Genomic DNA, 13,951 nt, shown 5'->3' with positions numbered 1-13,951 from the left:
AAAAAAATCATTTTAGGGTACTATTCTTTTTTTCGTTATGTCCTCTAAAGATTATTGCATGCGATGCGCCTAAACCAATCTTTCAAAAATTATCGAGCGGAATCTCAAAATCAACGTTTTAGGCTCAATCTTCTAGTTGCTACTCTTATCATCCTCTCCCTGATTTTAATTCTACGTTTGGCATTCCTGCAAATTTCCGAATTTAAACGGTACCAAACCCTTTCTTTAAAAAATCAGATGAGTATTATTCCCATAGCACCTCCCAGAGGAGTAATTCTCGATCGTAATGGAGTATTGCTGGCAGAGAATATTCCGGTATATGTTCTTGAAATAATTCCAGAGCATGTAAAAGATATTAAAAAAACCCTGGCCCAGTTACAGGCATTGCTTCCTTCAATTACTGACGATGATATAGAAAATTTTAATCACGCTAAATCACAGAACCGCTCTTTTGTTCCTATCCCCATCAAATTAAAATTAAGTCAGGAAGAAGTGGCTGTCTTTGCAATCAACCAATATCACTTCCCGGGTGTAAATATTAAAGCAAGGCTAATGCGTCACTATCCTTTTGGTGAAATGACGGCCCATGCCCTGGGATACGTTGGCAGAATAAACCTTCAGGAATTAAAAGCAGCTGATCCCACCAATTATCGTGCTACCAACTTTATTGGCAAATCGGGTATAGAAAAATACTACGAGGATAGTCTCCATGGCAAAGTAGGCTACCAAATGGTAGAAACCGACGTTAGTGGTCGTACTCTCAGAGTAATAAATAAAGTTAATCCGCATTCAGGTGCAAAGTTGTTTTTAAGTATCGATATCAGGCTTCAAGAAACAGCATATAAGGCACTTAAAGATAAACGAGGGGCTGTAGTTGTCATCAACTCACATAACGGTGAAATTTTAGCAATAGTCAGTTCTCCAAGCTTTGATCCCAATATTTTTGTTGGAGGTGTGAGTTCCAAAGATTATAAAATTTTATCTAATGCCTTGCAAAGACCTCTCTTTAACAGAGCTGTGAGAGGAGTTTATCCTCCTGCATCAACTATCAAGCCATTTGTTGGTTTAGCAGGATTAGATAAAGGTTTTATAACTACGGATACAGAAATCTATGATCCAGGTAAGTTTAAACTGCCAACCGCTAGTCATATTTTCAGAGACTGGAAGAAAACAGGACACGGAATAATTAATTTTAAACGTGCAATTACAGTTTCCTGTGATACCTATTTTTATCAATTAGGTCACAAAATGGGTATTTCAAACATTGAGGATATGTTGGTTAAATTTGGTTTGGGGCAATTAACTCATGTAGATCTCCATGAGGAAGCGAATGGAATAATCCCTAGCGTTCGATGGAAAAAACAATTTAAAGGTGTCTCATGGTATCCCGGAGATACTCTAATCTCCTCAATTGGTCAGGGTTTTATGTTAGCAACCCCCCTGCAAATGGCTAATGCAACAGCTTCTCTGGGCCAACATGGGCAGAGGTTTAGACCGCATTTATTAAGTAAAACAGTAAATAGTGATAATGAAGAAATTGAGAAATACAATCCCGTTGAAGAATATCCTGTTTACCTGAAAGATGAGACAAATTGGGATGTAGTTGCTGAAGCCATGCAAAGCGTATTAACAAGCAATGAAGGAACTGGCTATAGATTTGGACGCAACCCACCCTATCCTGTTGCAGGTAAAACTGGAACTGCTCAGGTGCATAGTGGGAGACAGTATGAAAAGACTAAATATGAAAACATACCTGAGGCTCTTCGTGATAACTCATTATTTATTGCGTTTACTCCAGTAAAAAAACCAGAAATCGCTATAGCCGTTGTTGTTGAAAATGATGCTATTGCATCAACGGTAGCGCGCAAAGTTCTGGATACTTATTATCAACTCTACCCGATTAAAGCGACTCATGAATAGAACACATTCCAAACCAGTTTATCGTTTCACTGCCAAAGCCCTTCACATGGATTTTCCATTACTGGGATTATTACTAACATTGATTACTTTTGGTCTATTGATTTTATATAGTGCTTCAAACGCCAATATGGGAATGATTTTACGTCAATCAATGAGGCTTGTTCTTGCGACGCTGATTATGCTTGTGTTGGGTTTTATACCTCCCCATAAATATAAAATTTGGACTCCCTGGATTTACAGTATTGGATTAGCTTTGTTGATCGCAGTAATGTTAATGGGCAAAATCGGTAAAGGAGCGCAACGATGGCTGGAATTAGGATTATTTCGTTTTCAACCTTCTGAAATTATGAAGCTGGCTGTTCCAATGATGGCTGCATGGTATTTTGATCGCCAGGCTCATCCCAGCAGCTTAAAATCAATTTGCATGGCCGCATTGATCATCTTTATTCCCGCGCTCTTAATCGCAAAACAACCAGATTTGGGGACTGCAATTATGGTCAGTGCTGCTGGATTATGCGTGGTTTTTTTAGCGGGTATCCGTTTTAAAACAATTCTATTAATCATGATAATTCTAAGTTCAGCTATCCCTGTTGTCTGGCATGTGATGCATGATTACCAAAAACAAAGAGTTTATACTTTGCTTAATCCAGAGCAGGATCCTCTTGGATCGGGCTATCATATTATCCAATCTAAAATTGCTATAGGATCTGGTGGCTTGATGGGAAAAGGATGGTTAGAAGGAAGCCAATCACATTTAAATTTCTTGCCCGAACACGCAACTGATTTTATTTTTGCCGTAAGTGGTGAGGAGTTCGGTTTTGCAGGCGGATTTGCTGTGATTGCACTCATTGTTCTAATTTCCTTAAGGAGCTTAAACATCGCCAGTAACGCGCAAACAACTTTTACAAGACTTCTGGCAGCGAGTCTTGCCATGTCATTCTTTCTCTCAGGCTTTGTCAATATTGGTATGGTAATGGGGATTATTCCGGTAGTGGGGATCCCACTTCCCCTAGTCAGCTACGGAGGTACCGCTATGGTTACTTTTTTAGCCAGCTTTGGTATATTGATGTCTATAAGTTCACATCGAATTTTATTTAACAGTTTGAATTAGACACTGTTAAATAAAATTTTTTCCAAACAATCAGACAAGCATGACAGATTAAACCATTAAGGCAGCCACTGGAGCATAACTTCTCCTATGAATTGGACACGGTCCCAATCGAATTAACGCCTCCCTATGCGCCACCGTAGGATAACCCTTATGACTCGCAAAACCGTACCCAGGGTATATCTGGTCAAGCTCTTCCATTTCTTCATCCCTTAGCACTTTTGCAAGAATGGATGCAGCACTTATTTCAGGGATCAGACTATCTCCCTGAACTATTGCTTCACAAGGCATACTCAGCTCAGGGAGATACAATCCGTCAACCTTAACAGTATCTGGTTTAATTATTAAATCTTCTACAGCCCTCTTCATTGCCAGTAGTGTTGCATGATGAATATTAAGTCTATCGATTTCTTCTACCTCTGCCCTGCCATATGAATAAGCCAAAGCCTGCTCTTTTATTTGCAATGACAACAATTTTCTACTTTTTACAGTTAATTTTTTAGAATCAGCAAGACCGGCTATCGGCATATTTAAAATAACAGCAGCCGTTACAACTGCACCAGCTAAAGGACCCCGTCCCACTTCGTCTACACCTGCCATAAGAACTAAATTTTTCATAATCATCCCTCTTGGTGCTCTAAAATCAGTTTTGGAGATAATACAGATTTAAAATTGATTTATCACCTAAGAAATGCGATCATGCGTACAAATTATTATCAAATGATAATCTATGAATAAAATTCGATGCGCAGTAATTGGTGTCGGCTATTTAGGTCGATTTCATGCCCAAAAATACCAACTCATCCCCAATGCTGAATTAGTGGCAGTATGTGACGTTAATCCTGAACTATGTGAAGTCATTTCACGAGAACTTAATGTTCCAGCGTACCTGGATTATCGCGATTTATTTGGAAAAGTAGATGCAGTAAGTATTGCAGCTACTACGAACAAACATTATCAGATTGCAAAATCCTGCCTGGAACAAGGTATACATGTTCTAATCGAAAAGCCGATTACCGAAACATTAATTCAAGCAGAAGAATTAATTCAGCTGGCTAAAAAACATCATGCTAAATTGCAAGTTGGTCATCTTGAACGTTTCAACGCAGCACATCTGGCATTGGAGCAACATTTAGAATCTCCTTTGTTTATTGAATCTGAGCGTCTGGCTCCTTTTAATCCTCGGGGAACTGATGTAAATGTCATCCTTGATCTAATGATTCATGATATTGATATTATTCAGAATATGGTTAAAAGTCCTATCGCATCTATTGTTGCTCAGGGCACTCCTGTACTCACCAAAGCAATTGACATCGCCAATGCTCGAATAACTTTTGCCAATCACTGTGTCGCTTGTGTTACAGCCAGCCGCATTAGTTTTAAAACGGAACGTAAAACACGAATTTTTCAAAATAGCTCCTATATTTCGATTGATTACCATAAAAAACAACTTGCTGTCTTCAAAAAAGGTGAAGAAGAAATGTTTCCTGGAATCCCTGAAATAACCCGTGAACAAAAAGAGTTCGACCAGGGCGATGCGTTGTTGGAAGAAATAAAAGCCTTTCTAATGTGTATCGAACATGACACTATTCCGCTGGTTACTGGCGAAGAGGGTAAAGATGCTTTGGAAACAGCAGAAAAAATTACTGCATTGATTACTAGTAATCTCATGGAGCGCTATGCGGAAAGCTAAGCGTGTCGTCATTATAGCTGGTGAAGAATCAGGCGATATACACGCAGCGGTTCTAATCAGACAATTAAAATCAACCTATCCTGACATAGAAATTAGTGGTATTGGTGGAAAGCATATGCAAGATGCCGGGGCTGAATTAGTTTATGATTTGGCTCGATATGGAGTGACTGGCTTAACCGAAGTAGTTCGATTTTTAAAAATACTCCGACGAGCATTCTCAGCTATCAAAGAGCATTTAAGAGCACAGCAACCTGATTTACTTATCCTGGTAGACTACCCTGGTTTTAATCTGAGACTTGCAAAATATGCTAAAAAAAAATTAGGCCTTAAAATTCTATACTATATCAGCCCACAAATCTGGGCCTGGAAAGCCAATCGTATCCATTTAATAAAAGAATGCGTTGATAGGATGGCGGTAATTTTGCCGTTTGAAAAAAATATGTATGATATAGCCGGGGTACCTGTAAGTTTTGTGGGCCACCCACTAGTTGATAAAATGTCTTTTATTATGAAATCGTTGGCGTCCAAAGAAGAGCTGCAAATACCCTATCAAAAAAAAGTAATCGCTTTGCTGCCAGGAAGTCGTTCTCATGAGATCGAAAAACACATGCCAATTCTTCAAGAAACTGCCCAGTTACTTCATAAGCAGTTTCCTGATCTACACTTTGTAATTCCTATTGCAGCTACCATCCATCCGCCTAAAATTAAAGCTTATTTTTCGAACAACAGCCTATCTATTTCCTTTATTCAAGGTAAAGCAGTTGATTGTATGGCTGTTGCAGATTTTGTAATAGTTGCATCCGGCACAGCCTCGCTTGAATGTGCTTTATTGCAAAAACCAATGTGTATTATCTATAAGTCCTCATTTCTTACTTATCATGCCGCTATGACTCTTATAAAAGTCAAATTTTTAGGGTTATGTAATCTTCTAGTCAATAAAATGATGGTTCCTGAATTCTTGCAATATGATTGTAATGCTATTGAATTATCTCAATATATTTCAACATTTTACCAAGACCCGGATCAACCGCAAAAAATGATCAACCAACTTTCTGATCTCAAAGAATCATTGTCAAACAACAAGGCCGATTGTTCCCTATTTGACCTTGTAGAGGCTGAATTGTCCTAAATAAATGCAAGTTTTTAGCTTGAAAATCTAGAAAATCAAATAAGCTTCATGTACAATTAACCTTGCTTTCATTTGTAAGTGTAAGCAATTGGACTGTATGGTTTAATTAATAATAAGGAAGTTAAGATGAATGTCATTGAAACACAAGCAGCTACTCAATCCATTAAACAAGAACAAGGTTTACAGGATTTAGTATACAGTTTGGTCACCCGCTTTCTCGCTGAAAATAAAACCAAATCAATTGATGATCTTTATGACATGATTTTGTCTGAGGTTGAGCCTCCTTTACTGCAAGCAGTTATGGAAAAACGTCGAGGAAATCAATTGCAAGCAGCTAAAATGTTAGGTATTAGCCGTGGAACAATTAGAAAGAAATTACAAAGATATTTTGGCACCAAATACTTTCGTTTAACTGATGAATAAGGGATCCCCCTTTAAAAAATAAAGGCTCGATAGTAGAGCCTTTATCTACAATATCTTCATGCATATTTGAGACTAACTTCACTGATTAGGGGAGCCTGTGAAGCACTTTGGTTTGGAATTAAGGGTGGGCAATTTTTTAATCGATTATTTCTGATCAAATGCGGTGAGAATGGGACACTCATCAGTAGTTGTATTTTCACACTCATTGAGTAAACGGCATAACGCACTCCGTGCAGAACTCAATTCAGCAATTTTCTTATCGAGTAGTTCAATACGTTTTTTTGCAAGAACCCTCACCTGATCACGATCTTTTCTAGCATTAATGTCCAGCAGTTCTTTTATTTCTTTAAGAGTGAAGCCTGCTTTTTTTGCTGAAATGATAAACCACAACCGGTGAGTATCAGCTTCACTGTAGCGTCTTATATTACCATTTACAGATTTAGGTATGTTAAGAAGACCCTGACGTTGGTAAAAACGAATTGTTTCAATGCTTACACCACCTATTTTGGCAAATTCCCCAATAGTATTATTGCTCATTTACTTGACTCCGTACTCTAGTACTGACCTTATATTAAGTATAAACCTAAATCAAAGGAAATCTTTATCATGTCTCACAATGTCATTAAGAAAGCCACGATTTACCGAATGGTAATGGAGCATCATGTGTGTCCCTTTGGTCTCAAAGCAAAAGACTTATTACAACAACAAGGATATGTGATAGAGGATGTTTGGTTAACGAGCCGTGAGGAAACCAACTCATTTAAAGAGAAGTATCAGGTAAAAACAACACCTCAAACCTTTATTAATGGTGAACGTATTGGGGGTTATGAAGATTTACGTCGTTATTTTGGAAAAAGAATTCGTGAACCTGATGCGACAAGTTATCAACCTGTTATTGTTGTCTTTGTGATCACTGCTTTAATGGCTTTTGCTGTAAGTTATGCTTTAACGGGTACTGTTTTTACAGTTCGTGCGATAGGATGGTTTATCTCATTTAGTATGTCCGTTTTAGCACTTTTAAAACTACAGAACCTTGAACTGTTTTCCACTATGTTTCTCAACTACGATATCCTTGCGAAACGCTGGGTGCGCTACAGCTATATTTACCCCTTCGCTGAAGCACTAGCTGGAATACTAATGATTGCCGGAGCCCTTAATTGGATTTCAATTCCTGTCGCCCTATTCATTGGTACAGTAGGTGCGGTTTCAGTCTTTAAAGCAGTATACATTGATAAACGGGAACTAAAATGTGCCTGTGTTGGTGGCGATAGTTCCGTACCGCTCGGCTTTATTTCGTTAACAGAGAATTTAATGATGATCGCCATGGCACTCTGGATGATACTCATGTAATCTTTATTTATTTTATCAGCTAGCGAGGAAAATAAGGAATTTAACTTACTGATAACTCCGTCTTGGAGATGGTGCAGGTAAACTCTTTAGGCTTGAATTATATCAGGATAATACTTTTTTCCTCTCACTTAGGAAGTTTTGCAATGTCGTATTTATTTTCATTTTTTTTAGTTATTGATCTTTTGTTGATTGGCTCTATGTCCCATGCACAACAGAAAATGCTTCACGAGGCACCTGGTGCGACAAAACCAGTATTGTCAGTGATTCCTTCATCCATAAGGCTAACTTCTGGAAAAACTATAACCCTGCGATTCCGACTGCTTCATAGGAATAATCAGCCAATAACCATGAAGGAGTTAAAAGAAGTTCATACAAAAAAAATACATCTACTGATAATTGATCCTTCATTATCTGATTATCATCACATTCATCCAGTTGAAGATAATATAACACATGAGTTTGTATTTAAATTTACGCCAAAATATAAAGGCGCATATCGAATCTGGGCCGACATTACTCCTATTACAACAGGTGAGCAACAATTTATAATAACGGATATCGGTGTTTCATCTAAAAAGAAAATCAGCATTAATAATGCGATGAATTTAAAATCTATTATAGGTCCCTACACATTTATTTTAAAACTTAATGATGTTCCCAGGGCAGGACAAGAAATTATGGCCACAATGACCGTAAGGAAGAACGGTAAACCATTCAACCAATTGGAGCCGGTAATGGGTGCATTTGCTCACGTTGTTGGTTTTAGTACCGACTACGCATCTGTTATTCACATACATCCGATGGGAAAGGAGCCAAGCCACCCATCAGATAGAGGAGGATCTGAACTGGCACTTCATATGAAACTTAAAAAGGCAGGTTTTATAAAGTTATTTGCACAAATACGAGTTGAGGGTAAAGACATATATGTACCCTTTGGGATAATTGTTAAATAAAAACACTTTAGGGACGTTGACTAGTCCTTGTAGTAAGTAATTTTATGTATCCTGTCAGAATCGCCGGGTAAGTGTCTGCCACTGAGCCCGGACTAATCCGAGCCGCGCGCGTCAGCAAGCGGAATTATCTCGAGATGCTTATGTGGTGCATGGAACCTGCCGCACTTTAAGTAAGATTAATTCAGCCAATGATGGCATTTCAAATTTTTTAGTCACCCTATCGTAAATATACTGATAAACGTTAACTTTCAGTTTTCTGGCCGTCTGTACAATCGTGGCAAACGTATCCTTTGATTTGGTGCCATTTTGGGAGACCGTTTGGAGATTGATGTCGCGTATCCTTGCTTGAAACCGTGTCCCTAATTCAGAGGCATTGTTGTGCAATGGCAGAAATGGATGGTCTAACACCAATAATAACGCTTGTTTTTTAGCACGTGTCTTTGCAATGCGTTGATCTAAAACATCATAGCCTGTCGTGGTTGCGAACAAAGTATCAAATTGCATTGATAGTTGTTGGGCCATTGATTGAGATGGAGCCGTCTTGTAAGTCAATAATGCATGGTAGAAATCCCATAATTGCTCAAGAAATACAGCCAATATATTCTGATTCATATCTGAGAATGGAGTGAGTTTTTTATAATGACGACCTTCATGGATCCAGCACAGCGCATGATGTAGGGCCAATTTATTAAACTGAGGCGCATCATCTGTCATTAAATAATGGATGAAGTATTTCGAGTGCTGATAATAGGCAAGAGCTGCTGACTCAAGAATTATGCGTCGATTCGTGCTGTGTTTTTTTGGATTTGGAAAAAGTGTTCCCATCAAACTATCGATTGATTCACGTGTGAGGGGTTGTGCATGCAGCATTGGTTTAATTTGATCCAACCATTTTTTTGCGAGACCAAACTCATCCATTAACTCATAAGCCTCCTGATTAAACATAAACTTTAATTGGTCTCGACACAGCAACTCCAATAAGGTCAAGCGATCTTTTTTACGACGAGTGAAGTATGCTGTAAAAAAGTCATTACATAAAACATGGGTGTAGTGATTTTTGCCGTTAACACGACTGCCTGTGTCATCCATCTGCTGGTACAAGCCTGCGTTGCTACCGGCATCGACAATATCTTCTTTTTCCTGATGAAAAATATCATTGCCTTCTGTCAGCATGGAAGCAATTTTACCATGTGATATTTGAATACCACATGTTTTTAAAAAGCGCTCAATGGCGCTCTCCGTCATCCCTGCATCACGGTATAATGTGATGACCAGCGCTTTAACCCCAGGACCAAATTCACTGCCCTTATATTCGCCAGGAATCGGCGCAATAAAGGTTTTTTTCAAAGATGGTGAGTAATACGTTTCCAGCTTGAATTCAACATTATCCGTGATGATTTTTAGATCCTGGATGATTCGAATCTCAAAACCCTTGAACTTGGCGTCATCTGGCAGCGTTGCTTTGTCCAGAGCAATCGTAACACGTCTATCAATACGTACGTTTTTTTTGTCTTTGCCTGTGTTTTTATTGTTCCCTTTACCACGTTTATTGCGATCTCCTTCAGATGAATGATTGGAATTGCCTGTATTATCGCCATTGCTACCTTTGGATTGACCGCGAATATTAGGTTTGCCCTGTTCACCCTTAAGGCGGTTTATCTCATCACGTAATACTTGGTTTTCCTCTCTGAGCAAAGCATTTTCTTCGGCAAGCATTTCGACCAAATTAACCAATACCTTAATGATAGTCACGGCCTTTTTGTCGGCAAGACTATCGATATCTTTTGTTAACTCATCTAAAACTTGTTTGATTTCTTGGCGTTTCATCATCTACCACTGCGTTACTAATGCTGATACGGCAATCATAACATGACTTTTTTTGAACGCATTTTTCGAGTTTTAACGCCACTAAGGGCTAAGAAAAAATCTGACCTCAGGAGGGAGATGTTTTATTAGTGAAAGGGGCTACATTGTGATCTTGGGGATCTTAGGGCATGCATATTGCATGACTTACGTTTGATATGGAAAAACATCAGTTTTACAGAAAAACCGTGTCAATAGGTATTTTGAATATTTTTAAAGAATTCCGCTTGCTGACGCGCGCGGCTCGGATTAATCCGGACTCAGTGGCAGACACTTACCCGGCGATTCTGACAGGATACATTTTATTGCTTAAATTTTACTCGAAGTATGAAGTATATTGAGGGAGTTACGAGGATTCATGCTGATTTTTAACCAAAAAACGTAATATTTATATTAGTGCCTGAAACCCGTATTAGGCTGAGCTAATACGGGTCACGATTATATAACGACCACAAGAAAAAGCTAATTAAGAAGATACCAATAGTTTGTTCACTCGATTAACGAAATCAGCTGGATTATCTAACTGGCCACCTTCGGCTAAAACTGCCTGTTCGAATAACATAGTAACCCATAACTCAAACTGAGTATCATCCTGAATATCATGTAAGCGTTTAATCAGTGCATGATCAGGATTTATTTCAAATATAGGTTTACTTATTGGAACTTGTTGCCCTGCTGCCTGGAGAATTCTCTGCATTTCCAATCCCATATCTTGCTCATCTGCAATAATACAGGCAGGAGAATCAGTAAGACGACTTGTGACCAATACCTCTTTAACTCGCTCGTCGAGTACAGTTTTGATATGCTTGATTAAAGGCTCTAAAGTCTTTTCTTGCTCTTTGATTTGGTCAGTAGAGTCATCATCTAACTCAACCTTACCTTTCGAAATGGATTGTAATTTTTTACCAGAAAATTCATTCATGTAACCTACTAACCATTCGTCTATCTTATCGCTAAGTAATAATACTTCTATGCCTTTTTTCTTAAAGATTTCTAAATGAGGACTATGCTTGGCCGCGTTATAGCTGGAAGCAGTAATATAAAAAATCTTATCCTGCCCTTCTTTCATGCGACTCACATACTCATCCAAAGTGACTTCCTGCTTTTCTGAACCACTTACAGTCGTAGCAAAACGAAGTAATTTAGCAATGGTCTCTTTGTTAGTTAAATCTTCAACTGGACCTTCTTTTAACACCAAACCAAACTCATCCCAAAACTTTTGATAATTTTCTTTATCACTGGTACTCATTTTTTCAAGCATGGACAAGATACGTTTGGTACAAGCAGATCTTATGCTTTCAACTTGTTTATTATCTTGTAAAATTTCACGTGATACGTTTAATGGCAAATCACTGGCATCTACAACCCCTTTTACAAAGCGTAAATATCTGGGTAAGAATTGAGTAGCATCATCCATTATAAATACTCGTTTCACATAAAGTTTTAAACCGTGCTTTACTTCTTGCTGCCACATATCATAGGGAGCATGAGAAGGGATGTAGAGCAGAGTAATATATTCATGTTTTCCTTCGACATGATTATGAGACCAGGTAAGTGGATCCATATAATCGTGAGAAATATGCTTATAGAGTAACTTATACTCTTCATCGCTAATATCAGATTTTTGCATTGTCCATAAAGCGGTGGCTTTATTTACTGTTTCAAACTCATCTGATTTTTTATCATCTTCTCCTGTTTTTTTCATGACTATTGGCCAGCATATATGATCTGAATATTTACTAATAATGCTGCGAATTCGCCAATCACTCAGAAACTCATCATCCTCAGCCTTTAGATGTAAAGTAATTTCTGTACCACGAGTTGCCTTTTTTTCAGAACCAATAGTAAACTCACCATCACCCGATGACTCCCAGACGATACCTTCCTCCGCTTTTAAACCAGCGCGACGGCTTTTTACTGTTACTTTATCAGCGACAATAAACGCAGAATAAAACCCGACTCCAAACTGACCAATAAGCTGGGAGTCTTTTGCACTTTCACCTGTTAATTGGCTCATAAATTCTTTAGTTCCGGATTTAGCAATAGTTCCTAAATTCTCTACTGCTTCATCCCAACTCATCCCGATGCCATTATCATTAATCGTTATTGTTTTCAGCTTCTCATTCGATTGAATAGTAATTTTTAAATCTGAATCATTTTCGAAAAGTTCTCCTTTTGATAAAGCTAAAAAACGTAATTTATCTAAAGCATCAGAAGCATTAGAGATTAACTCTCTGAGAAAAATTTCTTTGTTGCTGTAAAGCGAATGTACTACTAAATGAAGCATTTGCTTAACTTCAGTTTGAAACCCCATAGTTTGTTGCTTATTAACCATTACCCAATCTCCTGTTAAACATTTTTAAATTTATAAGAAACATATTAGGGTATTTTCCAGAAATTCAAGGGGGAAAAGATTAATTAATTGAATTTATTGATTTATATCAAATATCTTTCTCATAAAACTGATTCCCCGAGAATAGATGATACCTTGAAGGTCAGATTTGAGGATGGGTTGAGCAAACAAAGCGCAGCGTCAAAGATGAACGTTCAAAACTCGAAACTGGGCATGGTTAAAGTCCCTCCAGAATGAATAATCAAGACATTGCCCTTTAATTTTTCTATTTCTATGAGTCTTCTTGCTTCATGAAATAATTTTGCTGAATAAATAGGATCAGCTAAAATCCCCTCCTCTCTCGCCAACCGCTTTATTTCATCTTTTAGTGTCTTATTTATGGATCCAAAAGATCGAGCTGTACTTGGGTAAAAACATTGATAGTTAGGTGGATTCATACCAATCCATTGAGTGAGTTTATCATTAAATGTTTGCTCATCATCGGCTAATAATAAGACATGAATAATGGACTGGTGATTCAACTGAGCCAATCCTTTAAGCAAACCCGCTGCAGAAAACCCTGTCCCCGCATCTACAAATATGTGCTGGAAATTAAAACCCATCTTTTTCTCATTATCCATAATGTCTTCTGCAAGACTCATGGCTCCGACCAAAGCTTCAGGCACACTTGCACCTTCATTAAGCACAAAGCCTTTTTCTTTAAGAGCATCAAGATAATCATGAGCCAAACTCTCAACTTTAGACCATTCATCACGATTCACCCAAACAATTTCTTGTTCATTCAAAAAGAGAAGACTCAATTTAAAATTCCCCTGTATTAACAGGTTTTTTGGCTTAATTAAAAACGCAGTAATCTGCAGCTGGAGTTCTCTTGCTACTTGTAACGCAGCAAGTAAATTATTCGACTGTGGACCCGCAATGATAATTAAATGGCGTATCTTTTTTTGAATTAAAAAAGGAGTAAGACTGGAATATTTTCGTACTTTTGAACCATTGATACCACATCCCAGTTCATCATCTCTTTTGACATAGCAATTAACTCCGTCACCGGGGAAACAATTGAGTTTATGAACACGACTGGATAAGTTCCACATGATGTACCTTTCACAAAAGTTTTTATTTATTTTAACGTCAGTTATTGATAAGAAGCTTATTAAAC

The 13,951-nt window shown here is 37.9% G+C and carries 12 protein-coding genes; 7 read left to right on the top strand and 5 right to left on the bottom strand.

The genetic code is table 11. From position 1 onward, the window contains the following. Positions 1-63: 63 nt before the first annotated feature. Together mrdA and rodA are read left to right on the top strand one after the other, a co-directional pair. The gene (gene mrdA / locus HRS36_RS08395) at positions 64-1,920 is read left to right on the top strand and encodes a penicillin-binding protein 2 (RefSeq protein ID WP_173236955.1); all 1,857 of its coding nucleotides are present in this window, start codon (positions 64-66) and stop codon (positions 1,918-1,920) included. After that, complete coding sequence (rodA, locus tag HRS36_RS08390) at positions 1,913-3,031, top strand: rod shape-determining protein RodA (RefSeq protein ID WP_173236954.1); 1,119 nt, start codon at positions 1,913-1,915, stop codon at positions 3,029-3,031. The genes mrdA and rodA overlap by 8 nt, the downstream gene beginning before the upstream one ends. Before the next feature lie 48 nt (positions 3,032-3,079). On the opposite strand, the gene rnhB is transcribed toward rodA, so the two are convergent. After that, complete coding sequence (rnhB, locus tag HRS36_RS08385; RefSeq protein WP_173236953.1) at positions 3,080-3,646, bottom strand: ribonuclease HII; 567 nt, start codon at positions 3,644-3,646, stop codon at positions 3,080-3,082. A gap of 112 nt (positions 3,647-3,758) precedes the next feature. Here rnhB and HRS36_RS08380 point away from each other — a divergent pair, with 112 nt between their 5' ends. The 3 genes from HRS36_RS08380 (at position 3,759) to HRS36_RS08370 (ending at position 6,273) form a co-directional block, all read left to right on the top strand. Continuing rightward, positions 3,759-4,721 carry a Gfo/Idh/MocA family protein gene (locus HRS36_RS08380; RefSeq protein WP_173236952.1) on the top strand — a complete coding sequence of 321 codons (963 nt, stop codon included), beginning with the start codon at positions 3,759-3,761 and terminating at the stop codon, positions 4,719-4,721. Next, complete coding sequence (gene lpxB, locus HRS36_RS08375) at positions 4,708-5,850, top strand: lipid-A-disaccharide synthase (protein ID WP_173236951.1); 1,143 nt, start codon at positions 4,708-4,710, stop codon at positions 5,848-5,850. Before HRS36_RS08380 ends, lpxB begins: the two co-directional genes overlap by 14 nt. A gap of 126 nt (positions 5,851-5,976) precedes the next feature. Then, entirely contained in the window at positions 5,977-6,273 is a 297-nt protein-coding gene (locus tag HRS36_RS08370; RefSeq protein ID WP_173236950.1) for a helix-turn-helix domain-containing protein, read from the top strand. A gap of 144 nt (positions 6,274-6,417) precedes the next feature. On the opposite strand, the gene HRS36_RS08365 is transcribed toward HRS36_RS08370, so the two are convergent. Further along, complete coding sequence (locus tag HRS36_RS08365; RefSeq protein WP_173236949.1) at positions 6,418-6,810, bottom strand: MerR family transcriptional regulator; 393 nt, start codon at positions 6,808-6,810, stop codon at positions 6,418-6,420. A gap of 69 nt (positions 6,811-6,879) precedes the next feature. Between HRS36_RS08365 and HRS36_RS08360 the strand changes: the two genes are divergently transcribed. Together HRS36_RS08360 and HRS36_RS08355 are read left to right on the top strand one after the other, a co-directional pair. Beyond that, on the top strand, positions 6,880-7,623 hold the full coding sequence (locus tag HRS36_RS08360; RefSeq protein ID WP_173236948.1) for a MauE/DoxX family redox-associated membrane protein: 744 nt from the start codon (positions 6,880-6,882) through the stop codon (positions 7,621-7,623). A 143-nt stretch (positions 7,624-7,766) separates the two neighbouring features. Next, positions 7,767-8,576 (top strand): hypothetical protein, encoded by an 810-nt coding sequence (locus HRS36_RS08355; RefSeq protein ID WP_173236947.1) that lies wholly within the window; start codon positions 7,767-7,769, stop codon positions 8,574-8,576. 138 nt (positions 8,577-8,714) lie between these two features. On the opposite strand, the gene HRS36_RS08350 is transcribed toward HRS36_RS08355, so the two are convergent. The 3 genes from HRS36_RS08350 to HRS36_RS08340 all read right to left on the bottom strand — a co-directional run bounded on the left by HRS36_RS08350 (position 8,715) and on the right by HRS36_RS08340 (position 13,886). Next, the gene (locus tag HRS36_RS08350) at positions 8,715-10,406 is read right to left on the bottom strand and encodes an IS66 family transposase (RefSeq protein ID WP_173235423.1); all 1,692 of its coding nucleotides are present in this window, start codon (positions 10,404-10,406) and stop codon (positions 8,715-8,717) included. A gap of 499 nt (positions 10,407-10,905) precedes the next feature. Further along, a complete protein-coding gene (htpG, locus tag HRS36_RS08345; protein WP_173236946.1) occupies positions 10,906-12,774 on the bottom strand; it encodes a molecular chaperone HtpG in 1,869 nt (622 codons plus the stop codon). 212 nt (positions 12,775-12,986) lie between these two features. Next, positions 12,987-13,886 (bottom strand): pyridoxal-phosphate dependent enzyme, encoded by a 900-nt coding sequence (locus tag HRS36_RS08340; RefSeq protein WP_173236945.1) that lies wholly within the window; start codon positions 13,884-13,886, stop codon positions 12,987-12,989. Positions 13,887-13,951: the final 65 nt, after the last annotated feature.

Origin of the sequence: Legionella antarctica, from assembly GCF_011764505.1 — a bacterium.
GTDB lineage: Bacteria > Pseudomonadota > Gammaproteobacteria > Legionellales > Legionellaceae > Legionella > Legionella antarctica.
Note: the sequence above shows the minus strand (reverse complement) of the source record. Positions and strands in the feature narration are given on the sequence as shown.